The sequence below is a fragment of the Thalassobaculum salexigens DSM 19539 genome, from assembly GCF_000423805.1.
Taxonomy (GTDB): domain Bacteria; phylum Pseudomonadota; class Alphaproteobacteria; order Thalassobaculales; family Thalassobaculaceae; genus Thalassobaculum; species Thalassobaculum litoreum.
In genome coordinates this window covers 84822-106517 of sequence record NZ_KE384094.1, presented here as the reverse complement: position 1 = coordinate 106517, position 21696 = coordinate 84822, and the positions used below count along the sequence as shown (strand labels likewise).

The window sequence follows — 21696 nt, the reverse complement described above, 5'->3', positions numbered from 1 at the left end:
CATGAGCGACGCACAGAACAACGACACTCCGCCGCCGACTTTCTGGCAACGCCCCGCCGTCCGGGGCGTCGTGAACGGCATCGTCTTCGCCGGGCTGCTATTGGTGATGCAGCTCAACGGCGTGTTTCAGCCGCCGCGCGAGCTGAGCGAGGAACTGATCACCCAGGACCTCTTCGCCGGGGTGATCTTCGGCTTCCTGATGTACGTGATCGAGTTGTGGAAGCGACAGCGCCGGATCAAGGCGGAAACCGCGGCCCGGGAAACGGTCGAACGGCGCCTGGAACGGGAGTCCGATGACGACGAGGACGACGACGACCGCCCGTCGCGATGACCTCCGATCCGGCGATCCCTGCCCTGGAGCCACGGGGTGAGGGCTATCGCTTCGTGATCTACGGCGATGCCTGCGCCGGCGAGCCCGGCGGACGGCACGAGGCGAATTTCGAGCGGGTGAATTCGGTGGTGCGCCGGTTCTCGCCCGCGCCCGAGTTCATCGTCTTTCCGGGCGACGAGATCATCGGCCTGACGCGCGACGAGGCGGCCCTGCGCGCGCAATGGCGGCACTGGTTCGAGGTCGAGATGGCCTGGCTCGACCGCGACCGCATCCCGATGTTCCACACCACCGCAAACCACACGACCTACGACCCCATGAGCGAGCGGGTCTTCGCCGAGGTGATGGCGCATCTGCCGCGCAACGGCCCGCCGGGTCAGGACGGGCTGTCCTATTTCGTGCGGCGCGGCGATCTGCTGATGGTCTTCGTGCACACCCTGTGGTCGGGCCTCGGCGGCGAGGGGCATGTGGAGACCGCCTGGCTGGACGCCACCCTCGCCGACCATGCCGATGCCCGGCACAAGCTCGTCATCGGCCATCATCCCGTATTCCCCGTGAACGGGTTCGAAGGTCCCTTCCAGCGCGAGATCGGCCCGCCCCATGCCGAGGCGTTCTGGCGGATCCTGGTGCGCCATGAGGTGGTCGCCTATCTGTGCAGCCATATCCTGGCCTTCGACGTTCAGGTGCATCAGGGCGTGCTGCAGGTGACGACCGCCGGTGCTGGAACCGCCCACCGCATGCCGGAGGGCGTGGAGTATCTGCATGCGCTGCAGGCGGCGCTGGACGACCGGGGCTTCCGGTTCCGGGCGGTCGACGACAGCGGCACCCTGCGCGAGGCGCTGTCCTGGCCTCCCATCCTGCCGCCGGTCGTCTGGTGGCAGGAGATGACGGCGGGGCCGGTGGCGGACACTCGGATCGCCGATGGGCCGCTGGACGCCTCCGTTCGGTGCTGGCGGATCTGCGGGCACGCGTCCGGCGGCGCGGCCCGGGCCCAGACACTGGTGGAGGGCAGCGCCGGGGACGACGCCGTGCCGCCGCTGTGGATCGGTCTGGCCGGTCCGGACCAGCGCCTGCTGGTGGTGCTGGGCTCGGCGCCGGGCCGCAGTCCCCATACCTGGTACGGCCCGCCGCTGCCGCCGGGCCAGCCCTTCGACATTCAGATCGCCCTGCACGGCGCGATGGGACCCGGCGGCCTGCTCTGGCGGTGGGACGAGGCCGCACCCTGGACCTCCCTGCGCGGGGCCTCGGCCCAGGGACTGGAGCGCGTCGCGCCCGTCACCGCCTGGACGGTCGGCCACACCGCGGTCTCCGCCGCCGACCGCCCGTTCCTCGGCTCCGAACTTCGGGTCTGGACGGCCCACGCGCCGCAGGGTGAAATCTAGGCAACGGACGAAGAGCCGACCCAGCCTGGAGGAAGCGAGATGATCAGCGAGGCGGATGCCGCGTTCTACCGCGAGAACGGATATCTGGTAGTCGAGAACGTCTATGCGCCCGAGGAGGTCAAGGCGATGCGCGACGCGCTGTCCGGCCTGATCGACAAGGCGCGCGGCCTGACCGACCATGACAGCATCTACGACCTTGAGCCGGGCCACACGCCGGAGAACCCGCGGGTACGCCGGATCAAGAAGCCGTTCGAGGCAGACCCGGTGTTCCGCGACATGGTCGAGCACCCCAACCTGATCTCGGTCCTGTCGAAGATCGTGTCGCCCGACCTGCGGCTGCATGGCGGCAAGATCAACATCAAGGCGGCCGAGTACGGCTCGCCGGTGGAGTGGCACCAGGACTGGGCGTTCTATCCGCACACCAACGACGACGTGCTGGCCGTCGGCGTGCTGCTGGACGACACGACCGAGGAGAACGGCCCGCTGATGGTCATCCCCGGCAGCCACAAGGGTCCGACCTACGACCACCACGTGGACGGCTGCTTCGCCGGCGCCATGGATCCCGGCGCCTGCGATATCGACTTCTCCAAGGCGGTGGCGCTGACCGGCAAGGCCGGGTCCTGCACATTCCACCATGTCCGGGCGGTGCACGGCTCGGCGCAGAACACCTCCGGGCGCGACCGGCAGTTGCTGCTTTACCAGATCGCCGCGGCCGATGCCTGGGATCTGCGCGGCGTGCCGGGCGGCTGGGAGGAGAACGAGAGCCGGATGATCGCCGGCACCTCGACCCTGACCCCGCGGGTGGTCGACTGCCCCGTGCGCCTGCCGTACCCCAAGGCGAAGCGCGAGGGCTCGATCTACGAGAATCAGACGGCGCTGAAGAACCGCTACTTCGCCTTCGACCCGAAAGTGGGCACGGCGGCGGAGTAGGGGCGTGCACAACCGGCCGAACTTGCGTCTGTGACGCCGTCGGCCAACGGGAACCTCCGGTCGGGGCCGGCGTTTATCGGTCGGCTTCGATCGGTCGATGCGAGGCTTCTCCGGAGGTCTCGTGTCCAGGAAAATCGCCATCATCGGGTCCGGCCCTACGGCCACCTACACCCTGAAATACATGATCGGCGCCGAGCCCGGTCTTGAGATCCTCATCTTCGAGGCGGGCCGACGCGCCGGGCCGGGCATGCCCTACAGCCGGCGGTTCAACACCCCGCAGGTTCTGGCCAACATCGCGTCGATCGAGATCCCGCCGCTGACCCGGACTCTGGTCGACTGGCTCGGTTCGCTTTCCGACAACCGGCTCGAAACGCTCGGGATCGACCGCCCGGAGATCGCCGACCGGGCTTTCTATCCCCGGGTCGTGCTGGGCGACTACTTCGCCGCCGAGTTCTCCGCCCTGTGCCGGGACGCCGTGGGACGGGGACATCGGGTGACGGTTCTCACCGAGCACCGGGTCGCCGATATCGTCCCCCGCAGGACCGGCTTCCAGATCGTTGCGGACACGGCGGCGGGCCGAAAGCGCTGCCGGGTCGATGCCGTGGTGGTCGCCACCGGTCATCGCCAGAAGACCACCCAGGAGGCGCCCTATCTCTATCGTTCGCCCTATCCGCTGAAGACTCTGGCTCTGGGGGAGGAGAGATCGGCGGCGATCGTCGGCTCCTCGCTCAGCGCCATCGATGCCGCCCTGACCCTCGCGGCCCGGTATGGGTACTTCGACACCTGCAACGGGCGGGTGACCTATACGACGCTCTCCGAGCGGTCCCTGCGGATCGCTCTGCTGTCGCGCAAGGGACTGCTGCCGGAGGCCGACTTCTACTACCCGATCCCCGAGGAGCCGCTGGACATCTTCAGCGAGGCGGCGATCGAGGCGCTGATCGCCAAGGGCAAGACGGGTCTGCTGTCCCGGGCCATGCGGCTGTTTCGCGCCCAGTTGCTGCAGGACGATCCGGCGTTCTTTGCCGAACTCGGGATCAAGCGCTTCACGCCCGAGGGATTGAACCGGGCGTATTTCGGCCGGCGGGAACAGAGCGACCTGTTCACCGCCACCATCGCCAATCTCGCGGAGGCCAGGCGCAATCACCGCGCCCGCAGGACCGTGATGTGGCGCTATACCCTCATGCGCGCCCATGAGATGTTCTCCCTGGTGCTTCCCTATCTCGCCGACCGGGATCTGCGACGGTTTCACGACACGCTGAAGCCGGTCTTTGCCGATGCCTATGGCTGCGTGCCCCATGCCTCCATCGCCCGGCTTCTGGCGATCAGACGCAGCGGCGTTCTGTCGGTCGTCGTCCTGGGCGAGCGCGGCCGTCTGGTACGCCGGGACGGCAGGTTCGCTATCGACGGGGCCGGCGATGGCGAAACCTACGAAACGCTGATCGACGCCCGGGGCCAGCAGGCGATGACGCTGCATGATCTCGGCTTCGCCAGCCTGGCCGACGCGTCGGACGAGAGCGACCCCTTCCGCAAGAACCGGCGCAGCCGATCGGTCGACGATTTCCGCCTGCACCTCAGGCCCGGCCTGGCGCAGCAGATCTTCTGCGTGTCGCTGCCTCTGCTGCTGAAGCGGCATCCCTTCGCCCAGGGGCTGGTGTCGTCGGAGAATTTCGGGAAGGCGGTTGCCGCCGGTCTGTTGGGGACCCGCCCGATCCGTGCCCTCGGCGCCAGCGGGCGAAGCAAGATGGCGCAGGAGACGCGGCTGGCGGGATAGCGCGCGACCCGGAGCCGGACACCCGCACGTTCACGGTCTTTTCAATCCCCCACCCCCGGACTACGTTCTGAGGCCACCCGGCGCCCAGGAGAAACCGTGATCCATATCTCGAGCCAGTTCGACGGCGGCAACATCGAGGTTGTCGACGCCTCCGACCCCAGCGACATACGCCTCACCATCCGCAAGGACGGCAATTCCGACTTCTTCCAGTGGTTCTATTTCCGGGTCTCCGGCGCCAGAGGCGTGCCGCTGACCATGACCATCGAGAATGCCGGCGCGTCCAGCTACCCCAAGGGCTGGGAGGACTACCGGGCGGTGGTGTCCGAGGACCGCGCCAACTGGTGGCGCACCGAGACCCGATACGACGGCAGCCGGCTGACCATCACCCATACGCCGGAAACCGATTTCGCCTGGTTCGCGTATCTGGCCCCCTACACCCTGGAGCAGCATGCCGATCTGGTTGCCTTCGCCCAGGCGTGCGGGGCCGCGCGGGCGGAGCGGTTGGGCTCGACCCTGGACGGCCGCGATCTCGACCTGCTGACCTTCGGCTCCGGCGAGAAGCCGCTGTGGATCATCGCCCGCCAGCATCCGGGCGAGAGCATGGCCGGCTGGTTCGTCGAGGGGATCGTGGAGAAGCTCTGCGACGCCCAGGACCCGGTCTCCCGCGCCCTGCTGTCGGCGGCGACCATTCATCTGATGCCGAACATGAACCCGGATGGCGTCTATCGCGGCAACCTGCGGGTCAACGCCGCCGGCACCAACCTGAACCGCGAATGGCGCGCGCCGAGCCTGGAGAAGAGCCCCGAGGTCTACCACGTCGTCCGCAAGATGGAGCAGACCGGGGTCGCCATGTGCCTGGACGCCCATGGAGACGAGGGGCTGCCGTACAACTTCATCGCCGGCTACGAGGGCGTGCCCGACGCGACCGAGGCGCATCTGGCGCCGCTCAACCGGTTCCGCGCCGAGTTGGCGCGCCTGACGCCGGATTTCCAGACCGAGCACGGTTATCCCAAGGCGTCGCCCGGCAAGGGCAACCTGACCACGTCGACCGGGCATATCGCCAACACCTTCCGCTGCCCGGCGATGACGCTGGAGATGCCGTTCAAGGACACCGCGAACAACCCGATGCCGGAGGTCGGCTGGTCGCCGGACCGCTGCAAGCACCTCGCCGGGAAGTGCCTTGAGGCGATGCTGCTGATGATCGACGACTGGGGGAGTGGGCTTTGATCACCGTCTGGGGACTGAAGAACTGCGATACCTGCAAGAAGGCGCGCACCTGGCTCGAGGGCAAGGGGGCGAGCTTCGCCTTCAAGGATGTCCGCGCCGACGGGCTGACCGCGGACCGGATCAGCGAGTGGCTGGCGGCGGTTGGCGCCGACACGCTGATCAACCGGCGCGGCACCACCTGGCGCGGCCTCCCGGCGGAAGTTCAGGCGGCGGCCGAGGACGACGACAGCGCCATCGCCCTGATGCAGGCCAACCCGGCCCTGATCAAGCGGCCGATCTTCGAGATGGCGGATGGCTCGGTGATCGTCGGCTTCGCCAAGGCCCAGCAGGACGCGGTGGAGGCGGGGCTGTGAGGCGCCGGCCGTGAGCGACGTTGCCGTCATCGGCGGCGGGTTGGTCGGCTCCGCCGTCGCCTGGGGCCTGGCGCGTGCCGGGGCCAAGGTCACCGTGCTGGACGAGGGCGATGACGCCTTCCGGGCCAGCCGGGGCAATTTCGGCCTGGTCTGGGTCCAGGGCAAGGGCGACGGGATGCACGACTACGCGTCCTGGACACGCCGGAGTGCCGAGGTCTGGCCGGAACTCGCCGCCGCCATCGCCGAGGAGGAGGGGGTCGATGTCGGCCTACGTCAGCCCGGCGGGATCGAGGCCTGCCTGGACGAGGAGGAATACGACGAGCGCGCCCTCTCGGTGAAACGGATGCACAACCAGCCGGGCGTCGGCGGCAACGACGTGCGGATGATCTCCGCCGCCGAGGCGCGGGAGCTGGAACCGTCCCTGAGCCCCGATATCGCCGGGGCGAGCTACTGTCCCCATGACGGCCATGTCAGCCCGCTCTACCTGTTGCGCGGCCTGCATGCCGGGCTGGCGCGGAACAAGGTGGATCACCGCCTCGACCACAAGGTGGATCGGATCAGCCATACGGGCGACGGCTTCGCGCTGGAGACGGCGCGCGGCACCGTCCACGCCGACAAGGTGGTGCTCGCCGCCGGCCTGGGAAACGGCCGTCTTGGGCCGATGGTCGGGCTCGACGTCCCGACGGTGCCGGATCACGGCCAGATCCTGGTGACCCAGCGTCTGCCGCAGATGTTCAGCCATCCGATCGGTCGCCTGCGCCAGACCGAGGAGGGCTCGGTCATGATCGGCGCCAGCCACGCGCGGGTCGGCTACAGCACCGAACTGGACATCGCCACCTCGGCCAGGCTCGCCGACCGGGCGCGGCGTCTGGTGCCGGCCCTGGGCAAGGCGCGGATCGTGCGGACCTGGGCGGCGCTGCGGATCATGTCGCCGGACGGCTTTCCGATCTACGCGGAAAGCGAGAGCTGTCCCGGCGCCTTCGTCGTCACCTGCCACAGCGGCGTCACCCTGGCCGGCGCCCACGCGCTGGACCTGGCCCCGACGATCCTGGACGGGACGTTCGCCGAGCGTTTCGATCCTTTCCATTTCCGGCGTTTCGTCACCTGAGGAGCCTGGGATGCCGTCGCTCGACACGCTGATCGTCTTCACCGTGGCCGCCGTGCTGCTGAACCTGTCGCCCGGGCCGTCGAACCTCTACATCATGGCCCGCAGCGTCAGCCAGGGGCCGCGCGCCGGGGTGGTCGCGGCCGCGGGACTGTTCACCGGCTCCTTCGCCCATGTCGCCGCCGCGACCCTCGGGGTGTCGGCGATCGTCATGGCCTCGGCCGAGGCGTTCACCGTGCTGAAATGGGCCGGGGCGGCCTACCTGATCTGGCTCGGCATCCAGCATTTCCGCGAGGCCGGCGGCCTGATCGTGCCGGTGGGCCGGGTGCCGGCGAAATCCATGGGGAAGATCTACCGGGAGAGCATTCTGGTGGAGGTGCTGAACCCGAAGACCGCGCTGTTCTTTCTCGCCCTGCTGCCGCAGTTCGTGGACCCGGCCGCCGGTTCGGTGACGGCGCAGAGCCTGATCCTGGGCCTGATCGTGGTGTTCACTGCCATTCCCTCCGACGTCCTGATTGCCTTCGCCGCCGGCGGCGTCGCCCGCAGACTGTCCGCCAACCCCTGGTTCGCCCGCTGGATGGACAAGGTGTCGGGGGCGGTGCTGATCGGCCTCGGGGCGCTCGTCGCCGCCGGCGAGGCTCCTGAGAGTGCGAAATGACCTTTGCCCGATTTGCCGGTCCGACCAAGGCCGCCGCCGTCACCCTGACCGTCGATGGCCAGCGGATCGCCGCCCGCGACGGCGACACCGTTGCCACGGCCCTGCTCGCAGCCGGCCGGCAGGCGATCCGATGCTCGGCCGTTACCGGGGAGCCGCGCGCACCCTATTGCCAGATGGGCGTCTGCTTCGAATGCCTGGTGGAGATCGACGGCGTTGCCGACCGCCAGGCCTGTCTGGTGCCCGTCCGTAACGGCATGGTCGTCGCCACCCAGCAGGGAGAGGGGTGATGCGCGACCTCGTCATCATCGGCGCCGGCCCGGCCGGGCTCAGTGCCGCCGCGACGGCCCATGCGCTGGGGCTCGATACGCTGATCCTGGACGAACAGCCGTCGGCGGGCGGGCAGATCTACCGTAATGTGGAGCGGGTGACCGACCAGCGGCCGGCCGATCTCGCCTTCCTCGGCCGCGACTACGCGCACGGCCGGACGCTGGCCCGGGCCGCGTCGGCCGTCGACCGGCGCCAGGGGGCGACCGTCTGGCATATCGGTCCGATGACGCGGACCGAGGGGCGCCAGGTCGTCTGGTCGGAAGAGGGAAAGGCGCAGAAGGTCAATGCCCGCGCCGTGATGCTGGCGACCGGGGCGATGGAACGTCCGGTGCCGATCCCCGGCTGGACCCTGCCCGGCGTGACCACGGTCGGCGCGTTGCAGACCGTGCTGAAACAGTCCGGGATCTTTCCGCGCGGCCGGGTCGTTCTGGCCGGGAGCGGACCGCTGTTGATGCTGCTCGCCAGCCAGTATTTTGCCGCCGGCATCCGGATCGAGGCGATCCTCGACACCACTCCGCCGGGCGGGCTGAACCGGGCGATGCTGTGGCTGCCGCTGGCGACGGTCGGCGCCCGTCGGGCCATCCTGAAAGGCCGCAGGCTGCGTGCCGTCTATGGCCGGGCCGCCCGCGAGGTCTGGCGTGGCGTGACCGGTATCCGGGCCGAGGGCGAGGGCGCACTGCGGACGGTCCGCTTCACCGATGCGAGCGGCGTCGCCCGCGAGATCGCGGCGGATGCGCTGGCCCTGCATGAGGGCGTCATCCCCAACCCGCAGCTTCCCCGGCTGGTCGAGGCGGTCCATGACTGGGATCCCCGACAGCGCTGCTTCCGGCCGGTGCTGGATGCCTATGGCGCGAGTTCGGCGCCCGGCGTGTATGTCGCCGGCGACGGCGGCGGCATCCTCGGGGCCGAGGCGGCCGAGGCGTCGGGCCGGGTGGCGGCGGCGACGGTGGCCCTGGCCCTGGGACGGATCGCCGAGGCCGAACGCGACCTGCGCGCGGCACCGGATCTCAACCGGCTGACCGGCCAGCGCTGGCTGCGCCGCTTCCTCGACGCCATGTTTCCGCCGCCGGACTGGATCGGCCGCATGGCCGATGCGACCACCGTGTGCCGCTGCGAGGAGGTCCGGGCCGCCGATATCCGCAAGGTCGCGGATCACGCCCAGGGACCGAACCAGCTCAAGGCCTATACCCGTGCGGGCATGGGGCCTTGCCAGGGCCGGATGTGCGGGCACACCGTCACCGAGGTGCTGGCCGAGGCCAAGGCCATGGCGCCGGGCGCTGTCGGCTACTACCACATCCGCCCGCCGGCCAAGCCGGTCACCGTGGAGGAAATGGCGGCGCTGGTGGAGTAGGCCTGCCGGGCCGAAGGTCTTGTTTCCAGTGTCGTCGTTGGCCCGGTAGACCCGCGGGTCGGGCCAGGGGGCTCGCCGGGATGACGGTCGGTTCGCAAGGAGCACCGGTTCCGGTGGCACCAGCTTCCGCTGGACAGGCCCTGTGGCTTCCCCTGCAATGGAGACATGGTCCGTGCGTTGCTCATCCTGGCGATGCTGTGTGCCGCCGTGTCGGCGCGGGCGGAGGAGGCCGTCGATCTCGAACTGGTGCTTGCCGTCGATGTCTCCGGCTCGATCGACACCTCCGAGGCGATGCTCCAGCGCCAGGGATACGTCGCCGCCCTGTCCAGCGACGAGGTGATCGCCGCGGTCACCTCGGGACCGCTGGGACGGATCGCGCTCGCCTATGTGGAATGGGCCGGCCTCGGGACGGCGCGCACGGTCGTCGACTGGCGGATCATCGACGGCGCGGCTGCGGCGGCCGGGTTCCTGGCCGAGCTGGAGGTCAGGTGGCCCCATACCGGACGCCGCACCTCCATCAGCGGGGTGATCGAGCACGTCCTGCCGATGTTCGACGGGAACGGCTATTCGGGTCGCCGGCGCATCATCGACATCTCCGGAGACGGGCCGAACAACAACGGCATGCCCATCCTGACCGCCCGCGGCCGCGCGGCGGAGCGAGGGGTGGGCATCAACGGTCTGGTGATCCTGAACTACGACCCCGGCCCGCTCGGCTTTCCGGTTCTGGAGGACCTGGACATCTATTTCGAGGAATGCGTCATCACCGGCCAGGCGGCTTTCGTGCTCGCCGCGGACGGCTTCGCCGATTTCGGCCGGGCGATCCGCCGCAAGCTGGTGCTCGAGATCGCCGGGCTGGCGCCGCGCCGGCCATGGGTCCAGCGGGTGCAGGGCTACGACTGCATGATCGGCGAGAAGCAGCTCCGCGAGTGGCTGCGCCGCTATCCGTTCGACCCCTGAAGGCCGCCCCTACTGCATGAAGCCGCAGCGGTAGAGCTGGACGTGGAAGTCGCGGAGCACGCGTTCCCTTTCCGGTCCCGGGACGTGCGCCACGAGTTCGGACTCGAAGTTCTTGCGGCGCAGGTGCTTCACCACGATGGCACGGGCCAGCTTCGAGGCTTCGCCCTCGGGCAGCATGTCGGGGCTGCACATGGACAGCAGCATGAAGGCCCGCACATGCAGCGGCCGGCTCGGATCGTCCAGCTTGTCGAGGATCTTGTCCTCGGTGATGTAGCGGGCCAGCAGATGATCGAGCCGGTTGATGATCCGCGTCTTCAGCGTGTCGTCCAGCGAGGAGTTCCGGAACTTGTGATAGACGGCGGTGACCGTCTGCATCTTCTTGTTGGGGGGACGGTTGTCGCGGATGATCTGTTTCACCGAGTCCGGTCGCACGAACAGCCCCTCGAGCTGCGTCGCGATCTCGTCCCCGATGATCTGCGCCAGCGAACTCTCCGACAGGGAGATCAGGTAGGCCGCCTTGCGCACCGGGTCCCCGAAGGTCGGGAGCAGGCGGCCCGTCGCCTCCCGCAGCCCGTTCACCCCACCACGGTTGATGATCCGCGACTGCCGGTGGGTCAGCGCCTCGGCCATCTGGCCGCCGCCCAGCAGGGAGTCCACGGGCATCAGGCGGTCGATCAGTCCCTTCAGCGCCTCCTCCTCCCCGCCGTCCTCGCGGGAGAGGGTCGACTTGCCTTCCATCTGGCGGCGGATCCGGTCCACCAGAACGATCTTGCTCTCGGGCAACGCGCCGGAGGCGAACAGCTCGGTCAGTCGGCCCGCCGTGGCTTCGGGCGCGTCATCGGGCTTGCCCTCGGCAGCCGCATCGAAGGATCCGTGGGCCAGCTCGATCAGCGCGCCGAGCGCGTCGGCGAGATTGTTCTGGGGGCCGAGCAGATCCTGCAGGGTCTCGCCGTTGCACAGCGTGTCGGAGATATAGATGTCCGCCGCTTCCCGGCCGAGCCTGCTCTCGCTCGGGGTCGCCCAGGCCACCGCCTGGCTCAGCTTGCCGAAATACGAGCGCTGCTGGACCAGTTCCCGGGCGATTGCGACGCGGATCAGATAGGCGCAGTCCTCGTCGCTCGTGAGAGCCGAGAGCTTGTCGACCACGGCCTCGTAGCCGTCCCTGGCGATGGTCGGCAGGGTCTTTGCCGCCGCCGTGTGGGCCCGGTCGGACAGGGCGTCCAGGAAGCCGAACAGCGCGTCGCGCCGGGCCGCCGCGTCGCCGGCCTGCGGGTACGCCTTGGCCTGCAGGGAGGCGACCTTCCCGACGCCGGACATGATCAGGGTGTCGGCGTCCATCAGCCGGCGCAGCTCGCGGAATTCGTGCATCACCTCGCTGGCGGTGACGCCGTTCTTGTCGAGATAGCTGCGGAACAGGCGGTTCAGGACCAGGCGCCCGTCGGAGCCGAACAGCGCGTCCGCATCCTCGCAGAGCGGCGCGCTGTCCACCTCTCCGACCAGGATCTTGTCGCTGCCGCCGCTCTTGGTCTTTTCGAAGATGACCTGCTCGCGGGCGGTGCTGCCCCGCGTCGTCTCCTTGATCACACGGACGCCCGTCACGCCCTGACGGTTCAGGACTTTCTTGGCGAGGTCTTCGGCTTCGGGCTGGCTATGCGCGCTGGAATCGATGCGCCACTGCCCGTCGCGCTCAAGATGGATTTCGAATATCTCGACTTTCGTAGCCATGTCCCACTCCGCGTGTCCCGCGGATCTCCCATGCAAAGCTTACGCCACGGTGGAAAAATAGCAATTGCCTGGAATTGTTCGCATTTTACGAAATAGCGCTCTAAACGTCGGCGCTTATTGACCCGCGCCCCGGAATTGCCATCTACACATCATGCAGGACTTGCCGAGCTCACCGCTGGCCATACCGAACGCCGCAGGGTTGCCCTTCGACCCGTCGACGGCCCGATCCGTCGTAGACGACGCGATCACCCGGTATGTGGAGAGCCGCCGCGCGCGGGTGAAGGACTTCATCGACGTTCATTACGGCTGGAAGGGGTCGGCCCGGCTGCACCGCAACGCGTTCGGCTACGACCTCCTGCGCGCGCCGCTGAACGTGGCGCTGGTGCCGCCGCAGCTGGCGATCAACGTGTCCGGCATGGTCGCCGAGCGGGTCGGTGCACGGCGGGCGGGCCATTGGATGAAGACCCGCCGTCTGCTGCTGCGCACCTCTGTCGATCGCGAGCTGGAATGGCGGCTTTGGACGGAGTTCCTGGAACTGCCCTATACCGACGGCGAGCGCGTCTCCACCCGCGACGCTCTGGCGGAGGCGATGTTCGCCGATCCCCGGCTGCACCACGCCCTGGGCGAGCCTCTGGCGGAGATCGCCCGCCATGCGGAGGATCCCGACGTGCGGCACCGGGTGGAGGAGACGCTGGCCGCCTATACCGGCACCCGGGCGGCCGCCTCCGATCTGGTCGGCGCGATGATGTCCACCGGGGTCGGCTATGCCGCCGCCCATCAGATCACGCCGAGCGTGTGGACTCTCGGCCCGGTGCTGGCAGGCATGCTGGCGCAGCACATGGCGGTTTCCACATTCCCCCTGGGCGCGACCCTGGGCGGGGCTTGGTACGGCGCCTTTCCGGCGGCGGCGAGTTCGATGCTGGTCGGCACGACCGTGGCGTCCCTGGCGGCGGTCGGGGCCATCGTCGCCGCCTTCGCCGGCATCCTGGCCGATCCGCTGCAGCGCTCCTTCGGCATGCACCGGCGCCGGATGAACCGGATGCTGGACACGATCGAGAAGAACTTCCGCGGCGAGGGCCCCGCCGCCTTCTCGCCCCGCGACCACTACGTTGCCCGCCTCGTGGACGCGGTCGACGTGGTGCGCATCGCCCATCGGATCGCCACCGGCTCCTGAGGCCGGAGCGCGGATTGCCCCTGGCGCCGCATCCCTCGCGGGTGTGTACTGAACGACAGCGTCGGTCGGCCGGAGGTGTGCCATGGGTTCGGGTGCGTTGGCGGAAGTTGAGCTTTCCGAGGATCTGCAGGGGCGGGAGGTCGCGTTCGACAGCATCCCCGTCATCGACATCTCCACGCTGGTGGACGGCAGCGACGAGGCCGCAGTGGCCGCGAAGCTGCGCGACGCCGCGGAGCGGGTCGGCTTCCTCTACGTGACCGGCCACGGCATCCCCCAGGCGATGATCGACGGCATGTTCGCCCAGGCCCGGGCGTTCTTCGACCGCCCGCAGGACGAGAAGATGGCGGTGCATATCGGCAAATGGCCGGTGCATCGCGGCTACTTCCCGCTGTTCGAGGAGAATACCGACCCCGCCATGACGGCGGACCTCAAGGAAGGCTTCGACATCGGCCGGGATCTCGGCCCCGACGATCCGGAGGTGCTGGCCGGGCTGCCGCTGCACGGCGCCAACCAGTGGCCGCAGGGCGATCCGTCCTTCAGGGCGGCAGCGGACGGATATTTCAACGCGTTGTGCCGGCTCGGCGCGCGGCTGATGCGCGGCTTCGCCATCGCCCTGGATCTGGAGCCGGACTTCTTCGCAGATAAGATCGACCGGCCGCTGGCCCAGCTCCGCCTGCTGCACTACCCGCCCCAGAGCGGGCATGTGGCGGCGAAGACCATCGGCTGCGGCGCCCATACCGACTACGGCTGCGTGACCATCCTGGCCCAGGACGCCAATGGGGGGCTGCAGGTGCGCAACACCGAGGGCGAGTGGATCTCCGCACCGCCGGTGCCGGGCGCCTTCGTGGTCAATCTCGGCGACCAGATGGCGCGCTGGACCAACGGCCGGTTCCAGGCCACGCCGCACCGGGTGATCAACGTGTCGGGCAAGGAGCGGTATTCGATGCCGTTCTTTTTCGATCCGAACTGGGAAGCGGAGATCGCCTGTCTGCCGAGCTGCGAGATCCCGGGCGAGGCGCCGAAATTCGCCCCCGTCCTGGCCGGGCCGTATCTGCAGTCGCGGTTCGACGCGACCTTTACCTACCGACAGGACAAGGCGGCGCTCTAGCTGCGACGGCTACGCGCTCTTTCCCAACTTGAGCAGCGCCAGCATCGCCCCGCCGGCTAGCAGGCCCCAGAAGGCCGCGCCGATCCCGAGGATCGACAGGCCTGACGCGGTCGTCACGAAGGTGACGATGGCGGGGACGTGCTCGTCCGGTTTGGACAGGGCAGAGGCTGCGGCACCGGCGAGACTGGCGAGCAGGGCCAGCCCGGCCACCGTCTGGATCAGCAGCGGCGGCGACGCCGTGGCGAAGGCTGCGGCGATGCCGGCCAGCAGGGCGATGACGATGTAGGACCCGCCGGCGGTCAGCGAGGCGATGTAGCGCTTCTTCGGGTCGGGATGGGCGTCGGGCCCCGCGCACAGGGCCGCGGTGATCGCCGCCAGGTTCAGCATATGCCCGCCGAAGAAGGCGGTGACGGCGCTGGCCACCCCGGTGGTCACGAAGAGAGGCGAGGCGGCCGGCCGGTATCCGTTGGCGTTCAGCACGGCGAGGCCGGGGATGTTCTGCGACGCCATGGTGACCAGGAAAAGCGGCAGGGAGATGCCGATGATCGAGTCCAGGCTGAAGGTCGGCATCACCAGGACCGGAACCGGCCATGCCGTCTCGACTATGCCCTCGGGCAGCGGCGTGGAGAGCGGGATCACCACCGCCGCGACCACCACCGCCGCCAGCACCGCGTAGAGCCGGGCGAAACGCAGGGTCACCGCCCAGGCGACGATGATCGCCGCCGCCTGCCAGGGGAAAGCCTCGATCGCCTCGATCGGCGCCAGGCAGAGGTTCAGCAGAACGCCGGCCAGCATGGCGCTGGCCAGGCTGGTCGGGATCGCTTCCACCGCCTGGCCGAACCGCCGCCACAGGCCCGCCGCCACGATCAGGCCTGCCGCCACCAGGAAGGCGCCGACCGCTTCGGCGAACCCCGCATGGGGCATGCCGGTGGAGACCAGCAGAGCCGCCCCCGGCGTCGACCATGCGAAGCTGAGCGGCAGCTTGCTGCGCCAGGCCAGCACGATCATCAGCAGGCCCTGTCCCGCCGACAGGGCGATCAGGCCCGAGGCGGCCTGTTCCGGCGTCGCCCCCACGGCCTGCAGGCCGGCCAACACGACCGCGAACGAACTGGCGAACCCGACGATGGCCGTAAGCAGACCGGCCGAGATCGGCACGGCGGCGGACGCGCGGGGTGGGGGAGCGGTGGGCGTGTCGGACATGAGCGGTCCCCGGAGGACGTGGCGGCGCGGGATTTGACAACGGTCCCGCGGAGCGTAGACTTAACATTGGATCCAATCAACAGATGGATATAGCCGCATGAGTACCGAGGACGGGTTCGACTTCGCCGCCCTGGTCGCCGGCGGTGGCGACCGCCCGCGCACCGCCTCGGAATTCGTTCAGCGGGCGCTGCGCACCGCCATCCTGGATGGGCGCATTCCGCCGGGCACGCCGCTGCGCCAGGAGGCGCTGGCCGCCGCCTTCGATGTCAGCCGGATGCCGGTGCGCGAGGCGCTGCGCCAGCTCGAGGCGCAGGCCCTGTTGGAATTCACGCCCCACAAGGGTGCGGTGGTGGCGGAACTCTCGGCCCAGGACCAGGCGGACACGTACCTGATCCGCCGGGCGCTGGAGCCGGTCGCTCTCGCCCGGTCGATTCCGCATCTGACGCGCGATGATCTCGACCGGGCGGAGGATCTGATCGCCGACATGGACCGCGAGTCGGACCACGGGCGCCTGGGTGAACTGAACCGGCGCTTCCATCTCTCGCTCTATGCCCATGCCGGCAGTCCGAAACTGCTTCGCCTGGTGGAGCGGCAACTGACGGAGCACGACCGTTATCTGCGGTTTCACCTGGCGATGATGGGCCGGGACCGCATGTCCCAGGACGATCATCTCGCCATGGTGGCCGCGGCGGCGGCCCGCGACATCGAGGCCGCGACAGTCGTGCTGCAGCGCCACATCGATGTCGCCGCCGAAGACAGCGCCCGCTTCTTTGATCGGTGAAATCAGATGCTTCACATTATCTTACAAGGGCCTGTTCAATTTTTTGCAGTGCGACATTTCCGCCCTCGACGGAGCGGATCGTAGAGGTTAGACACGTTCCAATCTGGTAGTGCCTGACATTACCTGTCCAGATTACGATCCAATGGAGGGATATATGATCGGCCGTAAGGTTCCGTCGGTGACGTTCAGGACCCGCGTGCGTGACGAGTCCATCGAGGGCCCGAATCCGTATCGCTGGCAGGACGTGTCGAGCGACGATTACTTTAAGGGCAAGCGCGTTGTGCTGTTCTCGCTGCCCGGCGCCTTCACCCCGACCTGCTCGACCTACCAGCTTCCGGACTTCGAGAAGCTGTACGACGACTTCAAGGCCGCCGGCATCGACGCGATCTACTGCCTGTCGGTCAACGACGCCTTCGTCATGAACGCCTGGGGCAAGTCCCAGGGCGTGGAGAAGGTCGGTCTGATCCCCGACGGCTCCGGCGAGTTCACCCGCAAGATGGGCATGCTGGTCGCCAAGGACAATCTGGGCTTCGGCATGCGGTCCTGGCGCTACGGCGCGGTGGTCAATGACGGCGTCGTCGAGATGTGGTTCGAGGAGCCGGGTCACTCCGACCTGTGCGAGACCGACCCGTACGGCGAGAGCTCGCCGCAGACCATCCTGAAGGCCGTTCAGGAAAAGGCCGCCGCCGCCTGATTGGCGCGACGCGACCGGCTCAAGATCGACGGGGGCGCTTCGGCGCCCCCGTTTGCATGTCGGGCGGCCGTATCAGTCTTCCAGCAGTTCTGCCAGCCGCGTGACGATGCGGTCCGGCTTCGCTTCGCTGCCGTCGGGCAGGCCCTTGCCGATGGGATCGCGCCAGATCGAATAGAAGCCCAGGCGCTGGGGAACGACGACCTCCCAGTCCAGGTTGTCGCCGATGATCCAGGTCTCCTCAACCGGGGTTCCCAGCTTCTCCAGGGCATGGGCGTAGGCCCGTTCCTCCGGCTTGCCGAAGCCGACCTCTCCTTCGATCTGAATATGGTGGAAATGCCGGGCCAGTTCGAAACGGTCGACCTTGGCGCGCTGCTCGATGGCATTGCCGTTGGTGATCAGGCCGAGCCGCACGCCGCGCTGGGCGAGGCCGTCCAGAGTCTCGACCGCATCGGGAAACAGCTTGGTGTCGTTGGTTCGCTGCTCGGTGAAATGGCGGCCTAGTCGGTCGATCAGATCTTCGTCCTCGGCCCAGCCGATCTCCTTGAACGCCCTGGTCAGGATGGTCTTGCGGGCGGTGAGAATGTCGAGGCGCCCGACACGATGACGCTCGGCATCGGACCAGTACCATTTTGCCGATGTATGGATCGCCGTGGCCGCGTCTTCCGCCATGGGGTCGCCGGGCAACCCGTCCAGGCTCTGCAGCGCCTTCGTCCAGGCCTTGCGCGGGTGCAGGTGGGCGGAGATCAGCGTGTCGTCCAGGTCGAACAGAATGGCGGTCGGCAGGCCCATGGAGGATCCTTCGTCACAGGTCGGTCAGGCGAACAGCGACTCCGTGTCGCCCGCGGCCCCGGCCTGGAGATCGGCGATCGGCAGCGGCGGCAGGACGGGGGTCGCCTTGAAGGCGAGGCGGCCCTGAATGCCGGTGCGGTCCAGGGTTCCGTCGAACAGCGCCTTGATGTCATGGCGCACCAGGGGGGGCAACGGTTTCGTGGTGCGGATCCACAGGTCGATCAGGTCGTTGCGGACCAGCCCGTCGAGCCGGAACGGGCCGAGCCGCGACAGCTCCAGATCGACCAGGAAGGCCGTGCCGTCGTCGCCGGCACCGCCGTCCTTGCCCCGGTCGCCGCGTCTGCGGCCCCGGGTCAGTACCCGGATCGGCCGCTTCTCCTCGCCGAGGACGGGGACGAGAAACGCGCGCCAGCCGTTGTCGCCGGGTTCGGTCGCGCGCTGCAGCGTCTGGAAATCCTCGGCCAGCGTCGACAGCAGGCCGCCGCGGCCCGCACTCTCCAGCGCCCTGGACGCCTCATTGCCGAACCAGGACCGCATGTCGCCGGCCTTCAGGGCGTTCATGAAGAACAGCATGGCGGCGGTCATCTGCGGCGAGGGGCGGACCATCGCCTGGGTCATCTGCGCGGCAGCCTGCGGACCCAGGGCCTCCTGCAGGGCACGCATGGCGCCTTCCAGGGCTGGCCATTCGCGGGCCAGGACCGACAGGGGGGCCGGGCGCTCGGCCGTGGGCATTTCGCCGACACGGCTGGCGAGCACGTCCAATGCGACGCGGTCGCCGATCCGCAGGTCGCTGGTGGCGTTGATCGCCAGATGCCCGAACGGCGTGGCGATCACCGGACGTCCCGACTGGGTCACGCCGGAAACGGTGCCCGAGAGCAGGGTGGACGCGCCGCCACCGCTTGCGGACGGGGTCGGGCCGTCGCTGCGTGCGCCGACGAAACGAGCGGCGTCCTGGCCGGTGGCGAGCACGCGGACCGTCACCACCGCACCGACCGGAAGCTGCGAGCCGCCCGGCGCGCTCGGCACCGTCGCCGCGGCGAGGCCGGCGCCCGAGGAAGCGCCCGCCGGCGCCCCCGCGGCTGCAGGCGCGCCGCGCGCTGTCGATGCGGGCGGGGCCTGGTCCGCCCGGCCGGTGAGTCCCAGGGCGTTGCGATAGGCCGACTGGACGGCGAGGGCGTTCGGCGTGGTCGAGGTCGCTGGGGAAGAGGTTGCCGGGGAAGAGGCTGGCGGTATGCCCTGCCCGCTCGGCGGTTGCGCGGAGGGTTGGGCCGGAGGCTGGGTTGGCGATTGCGCCGGGGTCTGTGCCGGCGCCTGTGCCGGGATCTGCCCCGGCGTCGGCGCGGCACCCTGACCGGCCGCAGCGGCGGCGCCCGCGCCGGGCGCCGGGGGCGCGGTGGCAGCCGGTGTGCCGGCCGGGGCGGGAGCCTGGCCTTGGGGCGCGGTCGGCACCTGTCCCGCCGGGCTCGCGGCGGGGCCCGGGACCGTGACGGCCTGGAGAATGCGACCGACGGTCAGCGGCACTGTCGGCGACGGCGTGCTGGCGCCGGTTGAGACCGCCGGTTGGGCGACGCCCCCGGGGCGGACGGTCACGACGAGCTGCGGCGGCGCGGCGGTGGGGTTGCGCAACTCCACCGTGACCCGGCCGCCGTTGCGAAGAAGCTCGGCCACCTGGGCGCGGGCGAGGTCGGCGCGGATGTCGCCCTGCGCGGTACGCAGGGTGACGCTGCCGTCGGCGTTGCGCGTCACTGCCTCGGCCTCGATCACGGTGCCCGGCTGGGCGCGGGCGAGATCGGGCGGCAGCGGCTGCTGTGCCTGGGCGTTGCTGCTGGCGGGTTGCGGTGCGGCGCCTTGGCCCTGCTGCGCTGAAGGGTTCTGGGTCGCCGGGTTCTGGGTCGCCGGGTTCTGGGTCGGCTGACCCTGGGCGGGCGTATTCGTGGCCGCCGGTGTCGAGCCGGAGCCCGGCGGGAGGGGAGGGGGCGCGGATGCCCCGTCGGTCATGGTGCCGGGCTCATCGCTGCGCGGTCAGTCGTCGCCGTGGATCAGGCCGTCGGCGATGCGCTCCACATCGCTGCCGGCGTCGGAGGTCGGCGCGCGGGTCAGCAGCGGCACCTGGGCGCGGATGGCGTCGGACACCTTGCGGTCGCGGCGGATCACCCCGGCCATCGGCGGCGTGACATGCAGGAAGTTCTGGCAGGCCTTGCGCAGCGTCTCGTAGGTCTTCAGACCCTCGCCGCGGGTATCGGCGTTGTTGACCACGATGCGCACGTCGGCCGTGCTGTCGGCGCCGAGGACCACCTTCACGAAGGCATAGGCGTCGGTGAGGGAGGTCGGCTCCGGCGTGGTGACCACCAGGCAGGTGCCGGCCCGCGCGGCCAGCATGCGCACGGTGCGGTCGAGCCCGGCGCCCAGGTCCATCACCACGGTGTCGTAGCCGGTGCAGAGCTGCACCAACTCGGTGCCGAGGCTGGCGAGCTTGGCCGAGGGGAGCTGGGCGAGGTTTCCGGACCCAGAGCGCCCGGCGATGATGTCGAACTTGCCGTCGTCGTAGCGCACCTTGGCCTGGGCCAGGGTGAGGCGGCCGGACAGCACGCCGCCCAGATCGCGCTGCGGCATCAGCCCGAGCTGGATGTCCACGTTGGCGAGGCCGAGATCGGCGTCGAACAGCAGGACCTTGCGACCCATCCGCGCCAGGGCGTGGCACAGCGTGACGGAGAACCATGTCTTGCCGACGCCGCCCTTGCCGGAGGCCACCGCAATCAGGTTAGTCGCCTTCTGAAGCTTGCCACCCGTTACCGCGGGGGCGTCACTGGGAACCATCGCAGGTCCTTTCCTAACCGTCATTCTGCCGCTTCCTCGCGGGCCGAGTGTTCATTGGGAAGCAAGAGTCGCGCCAAAGAGACCGGGTTGAGCGGACCAAGGCCGTCGGCGACCCCGGAACCGATGCCGACCTCGGCGAAGGCAAGGCGGCCGGCATCGGCCGCCGCCAGGACCGAGCCCAGGCGCCGGGCGATGTCGAGCCGGGTGGCGATCAGCCGCCGCGCGCCGATGCGGGCATAGGCACGGGCCTGGTCGATCGCGTCCAGCGGGTCGGTGCCGGCGGCCATGACCAGCACCATCTCGGCGTCCAGCCCTTCCACCAAGCGGCGCTGGTGCTCCAGATCCTCCGGGTCGAACGGGTTGCCGCCGGCGCAGTCCACCAGGGTCAGGGTGCCGGGCGCGCTGGCGGCGACCGCGTCGCTGAGCTCGTCGCAGGTGCCGGCCGTCAGCAGGTCGATCTTCAGCAGCCGGGTGAAGGCCTCCAACTGGTCGTATCCGCCGGCGCGCACCATGTCGGTGGTGATCACGTTGACCGGCTTCTTCTTCATCACCTGACGGGTGGCGAGCTTCGCCGTGGTCACCGTCTTGCCGGCACCGGGCAGGCCGACCAGGACGATCGGCCGGGTGCCGGTGACCGGCAGGGGCTGGAACTTGAAGTGCTGGTCCAGCGCCCCGGCCAGCGCCAGCTTGGCGTCGTCGGCATCCAGCGAGCCGGCGATGCGGGTCAGCTTCTCCGACAGCTCGGCGATGACGTTGTGATGGGTCAGAGCCTCGACGATCTCGTCGATCGGGTCGATATGATCCTCGTCGTAGTCCCAGGCGTCCTCCTCCTCCGGCGCCTCGATCGCGGCGGTCAGGCGCACGCCGATCCCGCCTTCGCCCTTCTGGGTCGACACGATGATCGCGTCCGGACCCAGATGGGTTTTGACGAGCTGCATGGCCTCGTTCATCGAGGCTGCGGTGAAGGTCTTTAGACGCATGCGTTAGTCGTTGCCCCGCTCATTCCTTGTACCGCCCGC

At 69.2% G+C, this 21696-nt stretch carries 21 protein-coding genes; 15 read left to right on the top strand and 6 right to left on the bottom strand.

Annotated features, from left to right (window positions below; all coding sequences use genetic code 11):
- The first annotated feature begins 1 nt into the window (after nt 1).
- From G578_RS0115725 to G578_RS0115675, 11 genes are all read left to right on the top strand, one after another.
- Nucleotides 2-331: a hypothetical protein gene (locus G578_RS0115725; protein WP_028795051.1), complete on the top strand. Its 330-nt coding sequence runs from the start codon at nt 2-4 to the stop codon at nt 329-331.
- Nucleotides 328-1710, top strand: coding sequence for a metallophosphoesterase family protein (locus G578_RS0115720; protein ID WP_028795050.1), 1383 nt, complete (start codon nt 328-330; stop codon nt 1708-1710). The genes G578_RS0115725 and G578_RS0115720 overlap by 4 nt, the downstream gene beginning before the upstream one ends.
- 39 nt (nt 1711-1749) lie before the next feature.
- Complete coding sequence (locus G578_RS0115715; RefSeq protein ID WP_028795049.1) at nt 1750-2640, top strand: phytanoyl-CoA dioxygenase family protein; 891 nt, start codon at nt 1750-1752, stop codon at nt 2638-2640.
- Between the two features lie 121 nt (nt 2641-2761).
- Nucleotides 2762-4411, top strand: coding sequence for an FAD/NAD(P)-binding protein (locus tag G578_RS26635; protein ID WP_051244911.1), 1650 nt, complete (start codon nt 2762-2764; stop codon nt 4409-4411).
- Nucleotides 4412-4507: 96 nt separating this feature from the next.
- Nucleotides 4508-5638: a M14 family metallopeptidase gene (locus G578_RS0115705; RefSeq protein WP_028795048.1), complete on the top strand. Its 1131-nt coding sequence runs from the start codon at nt 4508-4510 to the stop codon at nt 5636-5638.
- The gene (locus G578_RS0115700; RefSeq protein WP_028795047.1) at nt 5635-5991 is read left to right on the top strand and encodes a Spx/MgsR family RNA polymerase-binding regulatory protein; all 357 of its coding nucleotides are present in this window, start codon (nt 5635-5637) and stop codon (nt 5989-5991) included. The genes G578_RS0115705 and G578_RS0115700 overlap by 4 nt, the downstream gene beginning before the upstream one ends.
- A gap of 10 nt (nt 5992-6001) precedes the next feature.
- Nucleotides 6002-7099 (top strand): NAD(P)/FAD-dependent oxidoreductase, encoded by a 1098-nt coding sequence (locus G578_RS0115695; protein ID WP_028795046.1) that lies wholly within the window; start codon nt 6002-6004, stop codon nt 7097-7099.
- A gap of 10 nt (nt 7100-7109) precedes the next feature.
- Nucleotides 7110-7754 (top strand): LysE family translocator, encoded by a 645-nt coding sequence (locus tag G578_RS0115690; RefSeq protein ID WP_028795045.1) that lies wholly within the window; start codon nt 7110-7112, stop codon nt 7752-7754.
- Complete coding sequence (locus G578_RS0115685; RefSeq protein WP_028795044.1) at nt 7751-8041, top strand: (2Fe-2S)-binding protein; 291 nt, start codon at nt 7751-7753, stop codon at nt 8039-8041. Before G578_RS0115690 ends, G578_RS0115685 begins: the two co-directional genes overlap by 4 nt.
- Nucleotides 8041-9432 carry an NAD(P)/FAD-dependent oxidoreductase gene (locus G578_RS0115680; RefSeq protein WP_028795043.1) on the top strand — a complete coding sequence of 464 codons (1392 nt, stop codon included), beginning with the start codon at nt 8041-8043 and terminating at the stop codon, nt 9430-9432. The genes G578_RS0115685 and G578_RS0115680 overlap by 1 nt, the downstream gene beginning before the upstream one ends.
- 165 nt (nt 9433-9597) lie before the next feature.
- Nucleotides 9598-10389: a DUF1194 domain-containing protein gene (locus G578_RS0115675; RefSeq protein WP_028795042.1), complete on the top strand. Its 792-nt coding sequence runs from the start codon at nt 9598-9600 to the stop codon at nt 10387-10389.
- A gap of 9 nt (nt 10390-10398) precedes the next feature.
- On the opposite strand, the gene G578_RS28560 is transcribed toward G578_RS0115675, so the two are convergent.
- The gene (locus G578_RS28560) at nt 10399-12114 is read right to left on the bottom strand and encodes a hypothetical protein (protein WP_028795041.1); all 1716 of its coding nucleotides are present in this window, start codon (nt 12112-12114) and stop codon (nt 10399-10401) included.
- Nucleotides 12115-12265: 151 nt separating this feature from the next.
- Here G578_RS28560 and G578_RS26625 point away from each other — a divergent pair, with 151 nt between their 5' ends.
- Nucleotides 12266-13288, top strand: a complete 1023-nt coding sequence (locus tag G578_RS26625; RefSeq protein WP_156907354.1) for a DUF6635 family protein — start codon at nt 12266-12268, stop codon at nt 13286-13288.
- 82 nt (nt 13289-13370) lie between these two features.
- Nucleotides 13371-14396 carry an isopenicillin N synthase family dioxygenase gene (locus G578_RS0115660; RefSeq protein WP_051244910.1) on the top strand — a complete coding sequence of 342 codons (1026 nt, stop codon included), beginning with the start codon at nt 13371-13373 and terminating at the stop codon, nt 14394-14396.
- Nucleotides 14397-14405: 9 nt separating this feature from the next.
- Here the strand turns inward: G578_RS0115660 and G578_RS0115655 are convergent, their stop codons facing one another.
- Nucleotides 14406-15596, bottom strand: a complete 1191-nt coding sequence (locus G578_RS0115655; RefSeq protein WP_028795039.1) for a benzoate/H(+) symporter BenE family transporter — start codon at nt 15594-15596, stop codon at nt 14406-14408.
- Between the two features lie 97 nt (nt 15597-15693).
- Here G578_RS0115655 and G578_RS0115650 point away from each other — a divergent pair, with 97 nt between their 5' ends.
- Together G578_RS0115650 and G578_RS0115645 are read left to right on the top strand one after the other, a co-directional pair.
- A complete protein-coding gene (locus G578_RS0115650; protein ID WP_028795038.1) occupies nt 15694-16377 on the top strand; it encodes a GntR family transcriptional regulator in 684 nt (227 codons plus the stop codon).
- Between the two features lie 154 nt (nt 16378-16531).
- Nucleotides 16532-17071 carry a peroxiredoxin gene (locus tag G578_RS0115645; RefSeq protein ID WP_028795037.1) on the top strand — a complete coding sequence of 180 codons (540 nt, stop codon included), beginning with the start codon at nt 16532-16534 and terminating at the stop codon, nt 17069-17071.
- 72 nt (nt 17072-17143) lie between these two features.
- Here G578_RS0115645 and G578_RS0115640 read toward each other — a convergent pair whose 3' ends face one another.
- The 4 genes from G578_RS0115640 to G578_RS26620 form a co-directional block, all read right to left on the bottom strand.
- The gene (locus G578_RS0115640; RefSeq protein WP_028795036.1) at nt 17144-17860 is read right to left on the bottom strand and encodes an HAD family hydrolase; all 717 of its coding nucleotides are present in this window, start codon (nt 17858-17860) and stop codon (nt 17144-17146) included.
- A 24-nt stretch (nt 17861-17884) separates the two neighbouring features.
- Entirely contained in the window at nt 17885-19606 is a 1722-nt protein-coding gene (locus G578_RS29905; RefSeq protein ID WP_169400866.1) for a hypothetical protein, read from the bottom strand.
- Nucleotides 19607-19882: 276 nt separating this feature from the next.
- Nucleotides 19883-20677, bottom strand: a complete 795-nt coding sequence (locus G578_RS0115625; protein WP_093152916.1) for a MinD/ParA family protein — start codon at nt 20675-20677, stop codon at nt 19883-19885.
- A gap of 20 nt (nt 20678-20697) precedes the next feature.
- Nucleotides 20698-21657, bottom strand: a complete 960-nt coding sequence (locus G578_RS26620) for a flagellar biosynthesis protein FlhF (protein WP_051244909.1) — start codon at nt 21655-21657, stop codon at nt 20698-20700.
- Nucleotides 21658-21696: the final 39 nt, after the last annotated feature.

Coding starts and splice junctions, on each gene's coding strand:
- G578_RS0115725 (WP_028795051.1), top strand. CDS start 2: ATGAGCGACGCACAGAACAACGACACTCCGCCGCCGACTTTCTGGCAA.
- G578_RS0115720 (WP_028795050.1), top strand. CDS start 328: ATGACCTCCGATCCGGCGATCCCTGCCCTGGAGCCACGGGGTGAGGGC.
- G578_RS0115715 (WP_028795049.1), top strand. CDS start 1,750: ATGATCAGCGAGGCGGATGCCGCGTTCTACCGCGAGAACGGATATCTG.
- G578_RS0115690 (WP_028795045.1), top strand. CDS start 7,110: ATGCCGTCGCTCGACACGCTGATCGTCTTCACCGTGGCCGCCGTGCTG.
- G578_RS0115685 (WP_028795044.1), top strand. CDS start 7,751: ATGACCTTTGCCCGATTTGCCGGTCCGACCAAGGCCGCCGCCGTCACC.
- G578_RS0115680 (WP_028795043.1), top strand. CDS start 8,041: ATGCGCGACCTCGTCATCATCGGCGCCGGCCCGGCCGGGCTCAGTGCC.
- G578_RS0115675 (WP_028795042.1), top strand. CDS start 9,598: ATGGTCCGTGCGTTGCTCATCCTGGCGATGCTGTGTGCCGCCGTGTCG.
- G578_RS28560 (WP_028795041.1), bottom strand. CDS start 12,114: ATGGCTACGAAAGTCGAGATATTCGAAATCCATCTTGAGCGCGACGGG.
- G578_RS26625 (WP_156907354.1), top strand. CDS start 12,266: ATGCAGGACTTGCCGAGCTCACCGCTGGCCATACCGAACGCCGCAGGG.
- G578_RS0115660 (WP_051244910.1), top strand. CDS start 13,371: ATGGGTTCGGGTGCGTTGGCGGAAGTTGAGCTTTCCGAGGATCTGCAG.
- G578_RS0115655 (WP_028795039.1), bottom strand. CDS start 15,596: ATGTCCGACACGCCCACCGCTCCCCCACCCCGCGCGTCCGCCGCCGTG.
- G578_RS0115650 (WP_028795038.1), top strand. CDS start 15,694: ATGAGTACCGAGGACGGGTTCGACTTCGCCGCCCTGGTCGCCGGCGGT.
- G578_RS0115645 (WP_028795037.1), top strand. CDS start 16,532: ATGATCGGCCGTAAGGTTCCGTCGGTGACGTTCAGGACCCGCGTGCGT.
- G578_RS0115640 (WP_028795036.1), bottom strand. CDS start 17,860: ATGGGCCTGCCGACCGCCATTCTGTTCGACCTGGACGACACGCTGATC.
- G578_RS0115625 (WP_093152916.1), bottom strand. CDS start 20,677: ATGGTTCCCAGTGACGCCCCCGCGGTAACGGGTGGCAAGCTTCAGAAG.
- G578_RS26620 (WP_051244909.1), bottom strand. CDS start 21,657: ATGCGTCTAAAGACCTTCACCGCAGCCTCGATGAACGAGGCCATGCAG.